We start from the raw sequence: 13,807 nt of genomic DNA, 5'->3' as shown, positions 1-13,807 counted from the left end.
GAGCGGGGCGTTTTCAGTTTCAGGCCGCCTTCAGCTGACGTGCTTCTTCAACCAGTTGTGAGAGGGCGTCGTAGGCTTGCTTTGCGCGTGGATCGTCTTCCTTCACCACCATCAGTTCTTTGGTGTGCGTGGATGGGGAGGAAACGGGGGCTACAGGGCGGCGCTGCATTTTCTCGACCATGTCACGCAGGGCAGAGACTTGAGCGTCTGCGGTCGAATACGGGGCGCTGGCGATGGGCGTTTTGAGAGGATCGGGCTGCGACGGGCGCGTACCAGATCCACGTCCCCAATGGCCGTAGTAGTTCGCACCCATGCCACCGAAGGCGAGCATGAAGGCGAGGCCCCAGGCGACCCAACGCTCCGTCCACTGCTTGGCGGTTTCGGTGGGCTCAAGCGAAGCCGTGAACAGCGATGCGAACGATGCGTTCTGCCACAGCGCGCCATTGGCGCCCTTCTCGACGGTGGCCTCTTCCATGCGGAGTTTGGCCAGTGCCTCGATGGTGGCGGCAAGCATTGCGCGGTCCTGCTCATGCGCAAGGGCCACGGCCTTGTTGCCTTCCAGCTCGGCAAGCTTCTGCTTCTCGGCAAGGCAGCGGGCCTTGCAACCGCCGCGCTTGCTCTCGACCTCGACGGCAAGCTTCTGCGCCTCGATGTCGCCGTCGTAGGCAGCTGAAGGCTTCATGCCGGTCCAGCCCTCGGTCGCTTCGAGCTTAGACATGCGCCCTTCCAAGATCGCTTTCTTGGATTCCAGGTCGGCGATGTTCTTGCGGCCGTCGTCGTGACGGACGTTCTGCATCTCCGCCGCCTGGCTGGACATGCCGCGGGTGAAACCAACGGAACCGAAGTTGGAAGCGAGGTTGAAGACGTTGCAGAACAGCGCAAAGACAATGCCTGCAATGACAGAAGGCGCCCAACGGCTACCGACTTCCTGCTGCTGATGGGTGACCAGCGGCCAGATGTAGTCGGACATGATCGAGATGGCGCCGAGAAACAGGGCCATGCCGATAGCGACGAGAAAGTAGGGCGACTGCTGCCAGCCGAACCACGCGGACATGCCGCAAGAGATAACGGTGAGGGTGTACCCGACGTATCGGGCCACCTTGCGAAGGTCAGTCATTGGAGGTTGTCTCCGTTTGCGTTTGAGGGTGACGCGACGGGACGCCGACTAAGGTGGGACGCGAACTCGCCGAAATACTTCTCTGCGGCGCGCTCGTAAGCTTCCTTGGCCGCTAACTTGTCGTGAAAGCAGCCTAGGTGGCGATAGACGCTGTTGACTTTGATGCGAGCGATCCAGCGCCGCTTTTGCGGTATCCAACGGACGCCTGGGAGGCCGCTCGTGTTGTCGGATCTGAGACAGATGTTGCGTCGCTGCTGGGCAACTGTGGCAGGGCGCAGATTGACGATCCGATTATCGTCTCGCACACCGTTGATGTGATCGATCGACAAAGAAGGCCACTCGCCGTGCACGTAGAGCCACGCCAAGCGGTGCAACATGTAGGTGCGCCTGTCGACGGTGATCTGGAGATAACCATCGGTCGCCGAGTATCCAGCAATATTTCCCGGCTTAATCTTTCCCCTGCGGCTCACGCGCCAGCGCATCACACCAGTCTCCGGGTCGTAGGTCACGAGTTCGCGCAAGCGCTCAGCGGTCAGCATCTGGCGTCTCCGCAACAAAACGGTCGTCGACCCGCAGTGGCAGGCCGAAGTTCATGATGGTGATGAACGGGATTGGCTTGCGCTCTTTGCCCAGCAGAATGCGGCGCAGCTCTTGGTCTGCGTTGAAGAGGTTTGCTTCGGGGGAGAAGGCATCAAGCATGGGATGCCTCGACTTTTCTGTGGCGATAGCTCCGCATATACGACAGATAGTATTCGCGGTTTTCTTGCTGCCAGCGCTTTGTGTGCGCCTTACGCTTGGCGCGGAACTCCGGATCGGACCGGTAACGCGCCCTGTAGGTCTTTTGGTAGTATCTCGCGTCGTGTACCGACTGCTTCCCCGGTGCCCGCTGACGCAGTGTGACGCGGACATAAGCGGCTAGGCACCCGACGCGCGCACCGATCTCAGCAGTGCTCAGTTCTGGATATGCCTTTGCGATTGCCCTGATCCGCTCTGCCTTCGTCATCGTGCGCTCCGAGAAAAAGGCCCGGACGCTCACGCGGGGGCGCTAACGCCCGGGCTCAGTCGATGAGGGACGCCCTCAAGGAGGGCTGAGAACGCAGAAGGGAACGCTACGGGTACGGAAGGTGGGTCAGACAGCTGATCGGGCTTCGGCCCGACGACTAGGGCGCGCTGGCGGGGCGTCCGTGACGCTGTTTTCCTTGATCCCAAATAATCCAGGCGCTACAGAAAGTTCACGGGTCCGGCATTCTAGGTAGAGTTGCAAATGCCAGCCCGGAGGTATCCGGTCGTGTTCCTTCCAGTTGCTGACAGTGCTCGGTACGACGTCCAGCCAATTGGCAAGGGCGGTCGTTCCCCCGAGGGCGGTCACGAGCTGGGCCACGGTCTCGATGCGTTTGGGCATGTGTTTGCTCATATGAAGATTATTCATGCTGCATGAAGTTGTGTCAAGCGGCAGGGCCGGGTTATCCAGGGGGAGGGATCAACCGTGACCAAGGAGGGTAAGTCTGCGCTCGACGCGGGGGTGTCGAAGCGGCGGATGAAGTCTGAGGGGAGGTCGAACGAGGCGATTGCCGAGCGGCTTGAGATAATCAGAGCCGTGAAGGGGCTATCGCAGAAGGAGTTCGCCAACGCCGCTGGCGTGAATGAGAGCACGTACTCGCAGTACAAAAAGGGCATCCAAGCACCCAATTTGGAGCAAGCGAACAAACTCTGCGATACGTGGGGGCTAACCCTCGATTGGATCTATCGCGGCGACAACAGTGGCCTGGATGGGGACCTCCGCGACGCCATTAAAGTCATTCGTCAAGCCCGCAGCACAAAACCCAGAAAAAGCAGCGTTAATTAACACTGTGTGTTAACTAGAACATACATAGTTAGAACGTGGTTGCTAGGGCAATTCGATTGTGCGCTGCGGGTTTCGATAGGGTCAGCGAGTCAGTCGACTTCAACCTCGCTGACGGTATAGGCCCACGTCCAATCGCCCGGCGCCAATGTTGGAAGCCCGCGGAAGAACAGCGTTTGACTGAATGACCGCTTCTGCTTGGCCGGGATTCCTAGAAAGACCGTGGTCGTCTCATCTCCGACAATGTTACATCCAGGCCTCGTGAAGAACGGGCAGTCGTAAACCAGCAGTCTCACACTGAAATTCTTCACACTGAGCGTTGACGAGACGTTCGTTACTGACCCTGCGAAGGACGATGAATACGGCCCGAGCGCCAGTGTAGGTCGATCCGGGAACGTCAGTATTCCCGTGCGCTCGGGCGACGCAGCTCGTCGGCGCGCTTCTTTGTATTTCGCGTCCTGCCTTTCGCTTTCAGCGTAAACGTACAGCGCCACACCAGCGACGGCGATCAGCACAAAAGCGCCGAAGCCCGGAAATCTCAACATAAGAAAAAGCAGTACTAGACCGACAACAACCCAAACCATCGTCTCCCCCGATCCACCCCGGGGATGAGCTTAGCGCGGCGCACGTTTTCCACAATCCACCGAAACTTCATGCGGCGTGAAGTTTGCGCTTGACGACTTCATGCAGCGTGAACTAACTTCATGGCTGTCACCGCCTGAGACCGGTGGCGCCGCTCCCGGGGCGACCCACCCCCTCATCACGGCGCCGCCCTCATCCCTCGGGGTTCTCCTGGCCGGTTCTTTGGCGGTGACCACTTGGATCAGACCAATGGGGAATGCAGCTATGTCAGAAAAGACCGTCATCGAGATCAACGGCGTCAAGCTGGAAGTCGATATGCGCTACGCGCGTCGCATCGAAGAGATGCAGATCGGCCAGCGCGTGAAGGTGCTCAAGAAGGAATACGGCGACAGCCACAAGGTTCTGCCAGGTGTCATCATTGGCTTCGAGCCATTCATCAACTTGCCCACCATTGTGGTCGCCTACGTCGAGGCTGGATGGGACAAGGCCGACGTCAAGTTCATGCACTTCAACAAGGCGAGCAAGGACTGTGAGCTTGTTGCTGCTGCCGACCCAGACTTCGAACTGGACCGCGAACGCATAGGGAAGCTATTCGACCGGCAGGTCGCTACCAAGCAGCGCGAGATCGAAGAGATCGAAGAGCGCCGCAAATACTTCGAGACCAACTTTAAGGCGTACTGGCAGGCCATCGCGCCCGCGCCGACTTCTGAGCAAGTAGGCTGAGGGAGGCGATCATGCACGCCATGACCATGAAGCCCCGCTTCCACTCGTTCCGCTCCTTCTTCTGGAACGTCCGTGTGCTGGGTGTGTGTGCGTGGACACGATGCGCCATCGAGAACGCCCGTAACGCCATCCTCCGACGCTTCCGAGATCCCTAACACCCATCGGCTGCTCACCGGGTTCGTTTCCTCCGTCCCCTGAGCAGTCATGACGCCGCTTCTCTCAAGTGCCGCTTGTCGCGGGGTTGGGGGCACTGAAGCGAGAAGCGGAGAGGGCGAGCCGGGAGAGGTCAGTTTCCAATGCGGCGCTTCTCCCGGCTCAATCCTTCAACATCAGCAAAGGTTCCGTGTGATGCAGCAACAAGCACCAGAGCAGCTTTCCATTCTCTGCGCCCGCCTCAAGAACCGAGGCCAGGACATGATCTCCGCAGCGCATGAACTCTACATCATGCATGGCGACAAGCACCTCTTCAATTACCGCATGCAGCGCCTTCGCAATCTGCGTGATGAGATCGACGGCTTCCTGCGTGAGTACGAGCGCGAGGCAGCTGCGCCGGCACCAGCCGACGATCACCAGCAAGACATAGCAGCCGGTGTAGCCGATTTCATGGCGCACCAAGCTAAGCAGACGGAGCGCGTGTGATGGACGGTGCTCCGTTACCGCCGCCGCCTCCGTCGACCGGAAGCAAGGCACTCGATGCAGCGCTCGCACAATTCGCGAGCGAAGAGCACCAGCAGTATTTGCGTGAGCGCGAAGCGCGCCTGTCAAAGCGCACGCCCGTCAAGGGCATCGGCTTCACTGACTTCAGGATGCGCGCTGCATACGGAACATATTGGGGGAAGCCGTAATGATCGAGACGACCGCACACATGGCCGTGTTCCTTCTCATCTGCTTCGCTGTGTTTCTCGTCCTAGCGATTGTTGGCGGGAGGTTCATTGAGAAGGTGGGGCAGTCGCTCAGGGGATGGTTGGGATGATCGACCGCCTCTTCCCCTACGTCCTCTTATTCATCGGCGTATCCATCATCGCCTTGGGTTTGATGTCCTGCGAGCGGATAGAGCCAAACCAGAAGCGTAAGGCCAGCTACGTGATGCTGGCGGGAGTTTGAACAGATGGCACTGCCACAGCCCTTCGAACGCACGAGGACGCGCACGATGCAGCATACCAATGGCAACGGTGTTGTCGAGGCTGCGCAGCCGCTCACCGCTGGCCAGATCATGGAACAGGTGCTCATCAAGGGCGACCTGAAGAACCTCTCCGAAGCAGAGCGCGCCCGCTACTACACCCGTGTGTGTGAGAGCGTCGGATTGAACCCTCTCACCCGGCCGCTGGAGTATATCACGCTCAACGGCAAGCTCACACTCTATGCGCGCAAAGACTGCACCGATCAGCTGCGCAAGATCCATGGGATTTCGGTCGAAGAGATCACCATCGAAGAGCTTGGCGAAATTTACGTGTTCGTCGGCAAGTTCCGCGACAAGACGGGCCGCACAGACGTTGCCCGCGGTGCCGTGAGCATCGGCGGATTGAAGGGCGAAGCACTGGCCAACGCCATCATGAAGGGCGAGACCAAGTGCAAGCGACGCGGCACGCTGTCGATCGCCGGTCTAGGTCTGCTCGATGAGTCCGAAATCGAAGACGTAGCGCCCAAGCGCAAGTCGTCATCGGCCGCGAAGAAAGACGGCACCAACGATCTGTTCAACGAGATCAGCGCTCACATCGAGCACGCCTCGAACACAGAGACACTGGAAGCCTTGCGCGACTCCTACGCTCAGGAACTCGCCGATATGCCGCTCCGCTGGGCGATCATGCTCAGTCAGCAATTCGAGCACCGCTGGATTGACCTTGGTGGCGCTGCTGACGAGTGCCCGTATCCGGCGATGGAAGACCAGGGTTGAAGCAGCGGAGTGATCCCCATGACAGACACAATGGAACAGGGTGAAGGGTGGTGGGTAGAGAAGCGCGACGGTGCGTGGCAAGTCCACTATGCCCACCGTGGTCCTGGATCGAATATATGCGTGGCTCAGATCAACCATTGGGCTGACCAGCCCGAACTCGTGGCGCACCGCTTCGCTGCGTCGTCAGAGCTGTATGAGGCTCTATGGAAGCTGGCGAACGAGTGCGATGGCTTACGCGCCTTTGAAGACGAAATCCGCGACGCCATAGGCAACACCAACTGGAACGTCTTGCGCCTTCGCGTCGATGAAGCCCGTGCAGCCCTCCTCAAAGCATCAGGAGGGAAGGATGTCTGACCTAAAGTCACTTCTGGAAAGAGTGGAGAAGGCTACGGGGCCTGATCATCCTGAGCTTGATGCGGACGATCTCGACACCATCCTCATCATCGCACGCAATGGGCAGAGCGGGCGCATCACTCCGAGCGAAGTCGAAGCGCTGGTGGAAGGTTACCGTGCCCTCATAGCACAGCAGGAAGCCAAGGAGGGGACCCCCTCAACCAACAGCGATGAGGGTGGGAGATGAGTACCCGGCCAAGACAGCGGTTTCTCAGACTGCGCTCTAGAGCCTACCGGGGCCGGTGCAAACTCAACAGTTTTGGATCACGCAGACGGCGCCTCAGCGGCGACCGTCGAGATAGTCAACCAACCCGAATAGCGGAGGCAGAAATGAGCGAAGAAATCGACGTGATGAACAAGTTCGGCGTCTCGGTGGGCGGCGGTGGAATCGCATTGCTGGTGCCCCCGCGCACGCCGATGACCAAGGACGAAGCTCTCGTCTTGGCGGCATGGCTCGTCGCCCTGGCGGACCCGCTTGGCGAGCGGTTCGAGAAAGTCCTGGATGCCGTGTTGAGCACATAGCGATGACCGCACCGACGCCAGCGGGAGCACGCCCTATGCGTGAACCAAATCTAACTTCCGTCACCAACCCTATCCCTTCAGTAGATGATGGGAGGGGGTGATGCCTGCATTCGTTGTTGAAGATGGTGATCCATATGAGCCGGGTGCGGTCATTGTTTTTGCACCGTCAGACATCGTGGCCCGGCGCAAAGCTGCGTCACAGTTAGATCATGACGAGATCGGCGGGCTGTCGTGCCGTAGGCTCAAGTGGGCTGATGAATACGAGGAAGCGAAGGCCGTACCGGCAACGGCCATGCTCGCGCATGGGTGGCAGCTAACGTGCTGCGGCTGTGAGCAGCTGATCTATGACGGCGGAGTTGTCGCGCGATACGACGAGAACGGTGAAGAATACGAAGAGGACGTTGACCCAGTCGGCACGCAGCACAGCTGCTATTGCACAGCAGCCTGTCAGAAGCGTGACGAAGACGAACAAGCGAGACGCAAACGGGGCGAGCGTAGATTTTGGAACGCGCTAGCGCGTGAGGCGATGTGCAAGCTCCCAGGCATCACTATCGAGCCCGAAAAGACAGAGGGCGTCTGGTCTGGCCACCACCACAGATACTTTGGTGCACACTCCAAGAGCGGGCGCGACCGGGCGCTGTGTTTCGTGGTGCGCTTCACCTTCCCAGGATCGAAGTACGGCGGCAGCTATCGCTACGACCTCGGCTACGAGGCGACGAAGGGCGAGCGACAAATCCTAATCGCCAACGGCGATATGGCGGCATGGGAAGCATTTCGCGACAACTCCACCCCTACCCATACCGACAAGAGCGAGGGTGCGAAGCCATGAACAAGCCTGCTCAATTGAAGCTCATCGAACTACCGGCGAGACCCAGGATCGCGCGCGCGCACGTCACCAACGCCGGTAATGGTCCGGGGCCTGGGCATTGGGCTGAGTTCACGTGTGCACGATGCGGCTGGCAATCCGAGTGGATGCAAATCAGCGGCGTCACCGAAGGCAAACGCGGAATTCCATGCCCACAGTGCAACACAACGACACACTCTGCAGACACACCAGTAACACCGGCCATGATGAAGGCCGCTCTTGAGGGCCTTAACGTTGATGCAACGCCAGAAGGCATCATGCGGTCTGAGCGTGAAGGCCAGCAGGCTCTAGTGGCATCAACCGACATGCCTAAGGAAATGCGCCCGAGCCGCGAAGCGTTTGAGAAGGTGGGGTTCGTTTTCGGCGAAGATGTGGACGAGCTGTTCGTTAGGGCCAAGCTGCCCCCAGGGTGGACGCGCGCCGGAACGTCCCATGCGATGCACTCAGACATCATCGATGAGCAAGGCCGCAAGCGTGTCGGCGTATTCTACAAGGCCGCCTTCTATGACCGAAGAGCCAATGCTGGCCTCATCACACGCTATCAAGCGCGGTGGTTGTTCCCGAGCGAAGAAAACTCAGGGCTTCAGAAGGACCAGCGCGCATGGATCGTAACAGACGCTGACCGCGAAATATTCCGTACGGAGCCGTTCAAGAACGATGACTATCCCGCCGACGATGCCGCAAAGGCCGTGGCACACGCTTGGCTAAACGAGCGGTTCCCAGACGCATCCGATCCAACGGCCTACTGGTGATAGACCGATGACCCACACCACCCGCCTCACAGTCGTAGAGCAGGAGCCATGAACACTCAGCGCGCAGATCTAATCCCATTCCCACAACGTCTATGGTCACGCAAAGCACGGCGGATGGAACGGGCTGCGCTCACGGCAAGAGCAATAGCCGATGCCTCGTGGAGGATTGTTGATGCGTTGGATGATCTCCCCATCGAAGCGCAAGAAATAGCCGTAAGGCAAGCGCTGGAGATTCTAGATGCAGCACAAGGGCTGGAGAAGACAGAATGAGCCAGCTCGTCCTATCACTGTTCCCAGGCATCGGCCTTCTCGACATGGCATTCGAGGAAGAGGGCTTCTGCGTCGTGCGCGGGCCAGATCTGCTGTGGGGTGGTGACATTCGCCGCTTCAACCCGCCGGCGGGGAAGTTTGACGGGGTGATCGGCGGGCCGCCGTGCCAGGCGCACTCTACACTGGCGGCTTTGGTTGAGCACAACGGCCTAGCGAAGAAGCCTTGCCGCATAGGAGAATACGAGCGGTGTGTTGCTGAGGCGTCTCCAGACTGGTTCGTCATGGAGAACGTGCGCGACGCGCCGCTGCCAAAAGTGGTCGGGTTCTCGATCGATGCGCATCTGATCCGTGACCATTGGTGCGGGGGAGAGACGATGCGCCACCGACGCTTCAGCTTCGGGACGCGCGACGGGCGACGACTGCTGTTCGATTGGCCGGCGCTATATCGCCCCGACCCGGAGCCCGCTGCGCTGGCATCTGGGTCTGCGTGGGACTACGTGCATCAACGTCCAGCCGGCACAAAGTCACGGGAGACGTTCGAGAACCACAAGCGCCTACAGGGGCTTCCGGCAGATTTCGACATTCCTCCGTTCACGGTAGCTGCCAAGGTGGCAGCGGTCGGCAACGGCGTTCCGCTCCCCATGGGTCGAGCTGTAGCTCGAGCGGTGAAGAAAGCCATAGGCTTGCAGAGAGAGGTGGCAGCATGAGCCGCGCTCTGATCGTCGTTAGCAGTGACTACGACCGCGAGCGTGCAGCTTCGTTCGCTCTGCAAGCGCCGCACGGGACACGCATCGAGTTCAAAGCCGCGCGCCGGTCAGTCGACCAAAATTCTCTTCTCTGGGCACGTTTGACGGATATCGCCACTCAGGTGGTCTGGCACGGCGAGAAGCTCACGCCTGAAGACTGGAAAGACCTCTTCACCGCTTCGCTCAGACGCATGCGGCTGGTGCCCGGCATAGACCCAGGGACGTTCGTCCCCGTTGGCATGCGCACGTCTGACATGGGCAAGGCAGAGTTCAGCGACCTGCTCGAATTGATTGCTGCCTTCGGTGCCGAACGCGGCGTGAAGTTCCATGATGATAAAGGAGAAGCAGCGTGAGCAGGATCGTCTACTGGCTCTCCGAACCATCAATGCTCGAACTAACTCGTTGGCAGCGAGCATATATCGCTGCATGCGTGGTCTACGTAAACGTCTTGGCGCTCCTGAAACTGATTGAAATGGTGCGGTCATGACCGATCGCCCCCAGGAAATCCGCCGCGCTCGCGTGCTCGGCAACTTCCGCCAACCGCGCGAAGCCAAGAAGCAGCTTTCCTCCGGTCAACGCCGAGACGGCAACGACAAGAAGCACCTGGAGTTCATCCGCTCGCTGCCGTGCTGCGTGTGCATGGCGCACGGCCCTTCCGATCCTCACCACCTGAAGGGAGGCCCAGCTGCCGGCCCGGGAGAGCGGTGCATGTTCCGCAGATCCACGGACCAATGGGCCATACCTATCTGCCGGGTCCATCACGAGGTGGTGCAGCCGGTGCACGGGCAATCGGAGCGGTCGCTGTTCCGGGAGCTTGGAATCCACGACGTCTACGGCATGGCCTCGGCACTCTACAAGGCACCGAAAAAAGACCCGGAAGCCGGACGGAGGATCATCGTGGCGAACCGGATGGAGGTGATTTGCGATGACTGAGGTCAAGCCCCTGCTGATCCCCATCGCCGATGCCGCGCGGATGCTCAACTGCTGCCGGGAAACTCTCTATCACATGGAGAAGCGCGGCGAGCTGCGGATGGTGCGTCCGTTCAAGCGGACGATGGTTCCCGTGAGCGAGATCGAACGCATCGTGCGGGGTGAACCGCTGTCTGGCGAGGTGGGAGAACCAGTGGGGGAACCAGCCCCGAGGGAAATTAAAAAACTTAAGCTATTTCCGATGGTTACGCAGTAGAAATGGCGCCCCGTAGGGGACTCGAACCCCTGTTCCCAACGTGAGAGGCTGGTGTCCTAGGCCACTAGACGAACGGGACAGCGCTGGAAGCGCTCGTATATGGGCAGAGGCCCCTATCAATCAAGCCATTTCTTCGGCCTGCGGCGTCGCGGGGCAGCAAAGTGCTGGAAAGGTCTAGTTTGTGGGGGCCCCGCGCTCTATTCCCACGCGCGCCAGCGGCTTTCCGGTCTTCAGGTCGAGCACCGCGATGCCCTCGCGGCCGGCGGCGATGTAGTGCACGGCGAGGCGATCGCCCGACAGCGAGATCGAGCGCACCTCGGCACCGGCGGGGAGTTGCATAGTCTGCTCGGCGCTCAGCGCTTCCACGACGGCGACGGGCGGTTGCACCGGCTGGCGCGACGCGAGATAGATGATGCGGCCGATGATTACGGCAAGCCCGGCGAAGAGCAGGACGCCCAGCGCGATCACGATGATCTTGAGATTGCGCTGCAGGCGCAGCTCATCCGCAGACGGTGCCTCTGCCTCAACTCTTTCCTGCATCAATCCCTCCCTCATCGCGGAGGCCAACGGATACCCATTGCGCCCCATGAGCGATCGTCTCGAAGAACACCACGCGGGCCTCGTCGAGCTCCAGGTGGGTGAAGCGGAAGCCGGCAGCCGCCTCGATAAACTGCTCGCCCAGCGCGTCACGACGTTGAGCCGCGCGCGGATTCAGGCGCTGATCCGGTCTGGCAACGTGGCCGGCCCGGGCGGGGGGACCATAGGAGACGGCTCCTACAGGGTCAAACCGGGGGAAACGTTCACCATCAACGTCCCGGAAGCGGAACCGGCGGAGCCTGAAGGCGAGGATATTGCGCTCGATGTCGTCTATGAGGATGGCGACGTGATCGTCATCAACAAGCCGGCGCATCTGGTGGTGCATCCCGCCGCCGGCCACAGCAGCGGCACCTTGGTGAACGCGCTGATCGCGCATTGCGGTGCGAGCCTGTCGGGCATTGGCGGCGTGAAGCGGCCGGGCATCGTACATCGGCTCGACAAGGGCACGTCGGGGCTGCTCGTCGTCGCCAAGAACGATGCCGCGCACAAGGCCCTGAGCGAACAGTTCGCCGCGCACGGCGCCGACGACAAGATGCACCGCGCGTATCTGGCGCTGGTGTGGGGGAAACCGTTGCGTCCGCGCGGCGTTATCTCGGCACGGCTCGACCGCAGCCGTTCCAACCGCACGAAGATCGCGGTGGTGACGGGCGAGAGCGGGCGGCACGCGGTGACGCACTACGAAGTGCTGAAGACATTCAATACTCCGGCGGGTGAGGTGTCACTGCTCCGCCTGGAACTAGAAACGGGGCGCACGCATCAGATTCGCGTGCATCTTGCGCACATCGGACATCCGGTGCTCGGCGATGCGACCTACGGCAGCGGCTTCAAGGCGAAGACGACTAAGTTGAGCGAAAAGGCGCTTGCAGCTCTGGTTGCGCTGCATCGGCAAGCGTTGCACGCCGCCGAACTCGGGTTCGAGCACCCAAGAACGAAGAAGCCGATGGCGTTCGAGGCGCCGTTGCCGGGAGATATGGAGGCGCTACTCGAAGCGCTCTCGTGCGATTAGCGGCAAATCGTGCGGACCGGCAAAAGCTCACGTTAGCGTCTGGCAGGGTTTGTATGTCCCGGCCAAAAGGCGCGTTAGCAGATGAGCCGCTATTCTCGGGGCCGTGCTCCGGGCAGAATGGGAACGCGTCCCCAGGTCACGATAACGTGAGCAACCGTGTCCACATTACTGGACTGCAAGTGCGACATAGGTCGAATGCAACAATGTTGCTTTCAACCGCGTATAAGCTGACAGAGAGGCCCAGAGGCCACTATCGACGGAAATTTGGGTAGCTGGGCGTTTGGGTTTCAAGGGCACGCAACGATATATGTGCCCTGCGCATATGTGCCCTGCGCGGCCATGCCGCGTAGTTTCGAGGGACCGCCCACGGGCACTGGGGCGGGCAGGTGATGAATATGGCGACTACGAAGCTTCCGACGATCGCACAAGGCTCGCTGGGTCTTTCGCGGTATCTCGAAGAGATCCGCAAGTTCCCCATGCTCGAGCCGGGCGAGGAATTCATGCTGGCCAAGCGCTGGCAGCAACACGCCGACCAGGACGCGGCTGAAAAGCTCGTGACGTCGCATCTGCGACTGGTCGCGCGCATCGCCATGGGCTACCGCGGCTACGGCCTGCCGATCGGCGAGGTCATCTCCGAGGGCAACGTGGGCCTGATGCAGGCGGTAAAGCGGTTCGATCCCGACAAGGGCTTCCGCCTCGCGACGTACGCGATGTGGTGGATCCGCGCGTCGATCCAGGAATACATCCTGCGCTCGTGGAGCCTCGTGAAGATGGGCACCACGGCGGCACAGAAAAAGCTGTTCTTCAACCTGCGGCGCGCCAAGAGCCAGCTGCAGGCGCTGGACGAGGGCGATCTTCGCCCTGACCAGGTGAAGACGATCGCGCACAAGTTCGGCGTGAGCGAAGCCGACGTGGTGTCGATGAACCGGCGCCTTGGCGGTGACGCATCGCTCAACGCGCCGGTGCGCAACGACATGGAAGCGGGCGAGTGGCAGGACTGGCTTGCCGACGATCAGCCGACGCAAGAGGAAGTGCTTGGCGAGGAGCAGGAACTCGATCAGCGCAAGAGCTACCTGACGAGTGCACTGTCTTCGCTCAACGACCGCGAGCGGCGCATCTTTGAAGCGCGGCGTCTGACAGAGCAGCCAGCAACGCTGGAAGATCTGTCGACCGAGTTCGGCGTTTCGCGCGAGCGCATCCGGCAGATCGAGGTACGCGCGTTCGAGAAGGTGCAGAAGGCGGTGCAATCCGCGGCTATGGCCGACGAGACCGAGCGCCAGCTGCACATCAGCTGATTGATAGGTGGCGGCG

Annotated in this window: 25 protein-coding genes and 1 tRNA gene; 18 read left to right on the top strand and 8 right to left on the bottom strand. The window is 60.5% G+C overall.

What is annotated here, in order from left to right:
- Window positions 1-19 precede the first annotated feature (19 nt).
- From ACP15D_RS16215 to ACP15D_RS16195, 5 genes are all read right to left on the bottom strand, one after another.
- Entirely contained in the window at window positions 20-1,117 is a 1,098-nt protein-coding gene (locus ACP15D_RS16215) for a hypothetical protein (protein ID WP_424958463.1), read from the bottom strand.
- Window positions 1,114-1,656, bottom strand: coding sequence for an HNH endonuclease (locus ACP15D_RS16210; RefSeq protein WP_424958462.1), 543 nt, complete (start codon window positions 1,654-1,656; stop codon window positions 1,114-1,116). The genes ACP15D_RS16215 and ACP15D_RS16210 overlap by 4 nt, the downstream gene beginning before the upstream one ends.
- Window positions 1,643-1,816 (bottom strand): hypothetical protein, encoded by a 174-nt coding sequence (locus ACP15D_RS16205; protein WP_424958461.1) that lies wholly within the window; start codon window positions 1,814-1,816, stop codon window positions 1,643-1,645. The genes ACP15D_RS16210 and ACP15D_RS16205 overlap by 14 nt, the downstream gene beginning before the upstream one ends.
- A complete protein-coding gene (locus ACP15D_RS16200; protein WP_424958460.1) occupies window positions 1,809-2,120 on the bottom strand; it encodes a hypothetical protein in 312 nt (103 codons plus the stop codon). Before ACP15D_RS16200 ends, ACP15D_RS16205 begins: the two co-directional genes overlap by 8 nt.
- A gap of 126 nt (window positions 2,121-2,246) precedes the next feature.
- A complete protein-coding gene (locus ACP15D_RS16195; protein ID WP_424958459.1) occupies window positions 2,247-2,519 on the bottom strand; it encodes a carph-isopro domain-containing protein in 273 nt (90 codons plus the stop codon).
- Window positions 2,520-2,603: 84 nt separating this feature from the next.
- Between ACP15D_RS16195 and ACP15D_RS16190 the strand changes: the two genes are divergently transcribed.
- A complete protein-coding gene (locus ACP15D_RS16190; RefSeq protein ID WP_424958458.1) occupies window positions 2,604-2,963 on the top strand; it encodes a helix-turn-helix domain-containing protein in 360 nt (119 codons plus the stop codon).
- An 89-nt stretch (window positions 2,964-3,052) separates the two neighbouring features.
- On the opposite strand, the gene ACP15D_RS16185 is transcribed toward ACP15D_RS16190, so the two are convergent.
- Complete coding sequence (locus ACP15D_RS16185) at window positions 3,053-3,544, bottom strand: hypothetical protein (RefSeq protein ID WP_424958457.1); 492 nt, start codon at window positions 3,542-3,544, stop codon at window positions 3,053-3,055.
- 262 nt (window positions 3,545-3,806) lie between these two features.
- On the opposite strand from ACP15D_RS16185, the gene ACP15D_RS16180 reads away from it, so the two are divergent.
- The 15 genes from ACP15D_RS16180 (at window position 3,807) to ACP15D_RS16110 (ending at window position 10,893) form a co-directional block, all read left to right on the top strand.
- Window positions 3,807-4,265 carry a hypothetical protein gene (locus ACP15D_RS16180; RefSeq protein WP_424958456.1) on the top strand — a complete coding sequence of 153 codons (459 nt, stop codon included), beginning with the start codon at window positions 3,807-3,809 and terminating at the stop codon, window positions 4,263-4,265.
- Between the two features lie 348 nt (window positions 4,266-4,613).
- Window positions 4,614-4,904 carry a hypothetical protein gene (locus tag ACP15D_RS16175; protein WP_424958455.1) on the top strand — a complete coding sequence of 97 codons (291 nt, stop codon included), beginning with the start codon at window positions 4,614-4,616 and terminating at the stop codon, window positions 4,902-4,904.
- Window positions 4,904-5,110 carry a hypothetical protein gene (locus tag ACP15D_RS16170; protein WP_424958454.1) on the top strand — a complete coding sequence of 69 codons (207 nt, stop codon included), beginning with the start codon at window positions 4,904-4,906 and terminating at the stop codon, window positions 5,108-5,110. The genes ACP15D_RS16175 and ACP15D_RS16170 overlap by 1 nt, the downstream gene beginning before the upstream one ends.
- Window positions 5,110-5,238 (top strand): hypothetical protein, encoded by a 129-nt coding sequence (locus ACP15D_RS16165; RefSeq protein ID WP_424958453.1) that lies wholly within the window; start codon window positions 5,110-5,112, stop codon window positions 5,236-5,238. Before ACP15D_RS16170 ends, ACP15D_RS16165 begins: the two co-directional genes overlap by 1 nt.
- A complete protein-coding gene (locus ACP15D_RS16160; RefSeq protein ID WP_424958452.1) occupies window positions 5,235-5,369 on the top strand; it encodes a hypothetical protein in 135 nt (44 codons plus the stop codon). The genes ACP15D_RS16165 and ACP15D_RS16160 overlap by 4 nt, the downstream gene beginning before the upstream one ends.
- Window positions 5,370-5,373: 4 nt before the next feature.
- The gene (locus ACP15D_RS16155) at window positions 5,374-6,159 is read left to right on the top strand and encodes a hypothetical protein (protein WP_424958451.1); all 786 of its coding nucleotides are present in this window, start codon (window positions 5,374-5,376) and stop codon (window positions 6,157-6,159) included.
- Between the two features lie 18 nt (window positions 6,160-6,177).
- Window positions 6,178-6,513, top strand: coding sequence for a hypothetical protein (locus ACP15D_RS16150; RefSeq protein WP_424958450.1), 336 nt, complete (start codon window positions 6,178-6,180; stop codon window positions 6,511-6,513).
- Window positions 6,506-6,739 (top strand): hypothetical protein, encoded by a 234-nt coding sequence (locus ACP15D_RS16145; protein WP_424958449.1) that lies wholly within the window; start codon window positions 6,506-6,508, stop codon window positions 6,737-6,739. The genes ACP15D_RS16150 and ACP15D_RS16145 overlap by 8 nt, the downstream gene beginning before the upstream one ends.
- A 143-nt stretch (window positions 6,740-6,882) precedes the next feature.
- Window positions 6,883-7,074: a hypothetical protein gene (locus ACP15D_RS16140; RefSeq protein WP_424958448.1), complete on the top strand. Its 192-nt coding sequence runs from the start codon at window positions 6,883-6,885 to the stop codon at window positions 7,072-7,074.
- A 100-nt stretch (window positions 7,075-7,174) separates the two neighbouring features.
- Window positions 7,175-7,903 carry a hypothetical protein gene (locus ACP15D_RS16135; RefSeq protein WP_424958447.1) on the top strand — a complete coding sequence of 243 codons (729 nt, stop codon included), beginning with the start codon at window positions 7,175-7,177 and terminating at the stop codon, window positions 7,901-7,903.
- Window positions 7,904-8,196: 293 nt separating this feature from the next.
- On the top strand, window positions 8,197-8,691 hold the full coding sequence (locus ACP15D_RS16130) for a hypothetical protein (protein WP_424958446.1): 495 nt from the start codon (window positions 8,197-8,199) through the stop codon (window positions 8,689-8,691).
- A gap of 266 nt (window positions 8,692-8,957) precedes the next feature.
- Window positions 8,958-9,668 carry a DNA cytosine methyltransferase gene (locus tag ACP15D_RS16125; protein ID WP_424958445.1) on the top strand — a complete coding sequence of 237 codons (711 nt, stop codon included), beginning with the start codon at window positions 8,958-8,960 and terminating at the stop codon, window positions 9,666-9,668.
- Window positions 9,665-10,060 (top strand): recombination protein NinB, encoded by a 396-nt coding sequence (locus ACP15D_RS16120; protein WP_424958444.1) that lies wholly within the window; start codon window positions 9,665-9,667, stop codon window positions 10,058-10,060. Before ACP15D_RS16125 ends, ACP15D_RS16120 begins: the two co-directional genes overlap by 4 nt.
- Before the next feature lie 130 nt (window positions 10,061-10,190).
- Window positions 10,191-10,640 carry a hypothetical protein gene (locus tag ACP15D_RS16115; RefSeq protein ID WP_424958443.1) on the top strand — a complete coding sequence of 150 codons (450 nt, stop codon included), beginning with the start codon at window positions 10,191-10,193 and terminating at the stop codon, window positions 10,638-10,640.
- Window positions 10,633-10,893: a helix-turn-helix domain-containing protein gene (locus ACP15D_RS16110; protein WP_424958442.1), complete on the top strand. Its 261-nt coding sequence runs from the start codon at window positions 10,633-10,635 to the stop codon at window positions 10,891-10,893. Before ACP15D_RS16115 ends, ACP15D_RS16110 begins: the two co-directional genes overlap by 8 nt.
- Before the next feature lie 3 nt (window positions 10,894-10,896).
- On the opposite strand, the gene ACP15D_RS16105 is transcribed toward ACP15D_RS16110, so the two are convergent.
- Window positions 10,897-10,972: transfer RNA gene (locus ACP15D_RS16105), tRNA-Glu, on the bottom strand.
- Between the two features lie 95 nt (window positions 10,973-11,067).
- Window positions 11,068-11,433, bottom strand: a complete 366-nt coding sequence (locus tag ACP15D_RS16100; RefSeq protein WP_424958441.1) for a hypothetical protein — start codon at window positions 11,431-11,433, stop codon at window positions 11,068-11,070.
- A 46-nt stretch (window positions 11,434-11,479) separates the two neighbouring features.
- Here ACP15D_RS16100 and ACP15D_RS16095 point away from each other — a divergent pair, with 46 nt between their 5' ends.
- Entirely contained in the window at window positions 11,480-12,496 is a 1,017-nt protein-coding gene (locus ACP15D_RS16095; RefSeq protein WP_424958440.1) for an RluA family pseudouridine synthase, read from the top strand.
- A gap of 395 nt (window positions 12,497-12,891) precedes the next feature.
- On the top strand, window positions 12,892-13,791 hold the full coding sequence (rpoH, locus tag ACP15D_RS16090) for an RNA polymerase sigma factor RpoH (protein WP_424958439.1): 900 nt from the start codon (window positions 12,892-12,894) through the stop codon (window positions 13,789-13,791).
- Window positions 13,792-13,807: the final 16 nt, after the last annotated feature.

The sequence above is a fragment of the Hyphomicrobium sp. 1Nfss2.1 genome, assembly GCF_965243865.1.
In the GTDB taxonomy this organism is placed as follows: Bacteria; Pseudomonadota; Alphaproteobacteria; order Rhizobiales; family Hyphomicrobiaceae; genus Hyphomicrobium_A.
Note: the sequence above shows the minus strand (reverse complement) of the source record. Positions and strands in the feature narration are given on the sequence as shown.

Coding starts and splice junctions, on each gene's coding strand:
- ACP15D_RS16170 (WP_424958454.1), top strand. CDS start 4,904: ATGGACGGTGCTCCGTTACCGCCGCCGCCTCCGTCGACCGGAAGCAAG.
- ACP15D_RS16110 (WP_424958442.1), top strand. CDS start 10,633: ATGACTGAGGTCAAGCCCCTGCTGATCCCCATCGCCGATGCCGCGCGG.
- ACP15D_RS16120 (WP_424958444.1), top strand. CDS start 9,665: ATGAGCCGCGCTCTGATCGTCGTTAGCAGTGACTACGACCGCGAGCGT.
- ACP15D_RS16185 (WP_424958457.1), bottom strand. CDS start 3,544: ATGGTTTGGGTTGTTGTCGGTCTAGTACTGCTTTTTCTTATGTTGAGA.
- rpoH (WP_424958439.1), top strand. CDS start 12,892: ATGGCGACTACGAAGCTTCCGACGATCGCACAAGGCTCGCTGGGTCTT.
- ACP15D_RS16175 (WP_424958455.1), top strand. CDS start 4,614: ATGCAGCAACAAGCACCAGAGCAGCTTTCCATTCTCTGCGCCCGCCTC.
- ACP15D_RS16165 (WP_424958453.1), top strand. CDS start 5,110: ATGATCGAGACGACCGCACACATGGCCGTGTTCCTTCTCATCTGCTTC.
- ACP15D_RS16115 (WP_424958443.1), top strand. CDS start 10,191: ATGACCGATCGCCCCCAGGAAATCCGCCGCGCTCGCGTGCTCGGCAAC.
- ACP15D_RS16095 (WP_424958440.1), top strand. CDS start 11,480: ATGAGCGATCGTCTCGAAGAACACCACGCGGGCCTCGTCGAGCTCCAG.
- ACP15D_RS16195 (WP_424958459.1), bottom strand. CDS start 2,519: ATGCCCAAACGCATCGAGACCGTGGCCCAGCTCGTGACCGCCCTCGGG.
- ACP15D_RS16160 (WP_424958452.1), top strand. CDS start 5,235: ATGATCGACCGCCTCTTCCCCTACGTCCTCTTATTCATCGGCGTATCC.
- ACP15D_RS16155 (WP_424958451.1), top strand. CDS start 5,374: ATGGCACTGCCACAGCCCTTCGAACGCACGAGGACGCGCACGATGCAG.
- ACP15D_RS16135 (WP_424958447.1), top strand. CDS start 7,175: ATGCCTGCATTCGTTGTTGAAGATGGTGATCCATATGAGCCGGGTGCG.
- ACP15D_RS16180 (WP_424958456.1), top strand. CDS start 3,807: ATGTCAGAAAAGACCGTCATCGAGATCAACGGCGTCAAGCTGGAAGTC.
- ACP15D_RS16210 (WP_424958462.1), bottom strand. CDS start 1,656: ATGCTGACCGCTGAGCGCTTGCGCGAACTCGTGACCTACGACCCGGAG.
- ACP15D_RS16140 (WP_424958448.1), top strand. CDS start 6,883: ATGAGCGAAGAAATCGACGTGATGAACAAGTTCGGCGTCTCGGTGGGC.
- ACP15D_RS16200 (WP_424958460.1), bottom strand. CDS start 2,120: ATGACGAAGGCAGAGCGGATCAGGGCAATCGCAAAGGCATATCCAGAA.
- ACP15D_RS16145 (WP_424958449.1), top strand. CDS start 6,506: ATGTCTGACCTAAAGTCACTTCTGGAAAGAGTGGAGAAGGCTACGGGG.
- ACP15D_RS16100 (WP_424958441.1), bottom strand. CDS start 11,433: ATGCAGGAAAGAGTTGAGGCAGAGGCACCGTCTGCGGATGAGCTGCGC.
- ACP15D_RS16205 (WP_424958461.1), bottom strand. CDS start 1,816: ATGCTTGATGCCTTCTCCCCCGAAGCAAACCTCTTCAACGCAGACCAA.
- ACP15D_RS16215 (WP_424958463.1), bottom strand. CDS start 1,117: ATGACTGACCTTCGCAAGGTGGCCCGATACGTCGGGTACACCCTCACC.
- ACP15D_RS16125 (WP_424958445.1), top strand. CDS start 8,958: ATGAGCCAGCTCGTCCTATCACTGTTCCCAGGCATCGGCCTTCTCGAC.
- ACP15D_RS16150 (WP_424958450.1), top strand. CDS start 6,178: ATGACAGACACAATGGAACAGGGTGAAGGGTGGTGGGTAGAGAAGCGC.
- ACP15D_RS16130 (WP_424958446.1), top strand. CDS start 8,197: ATGCGGTCTGAGCGTGAAGGCCAGCAGGCTCTAGTGGCATCAACCGAC.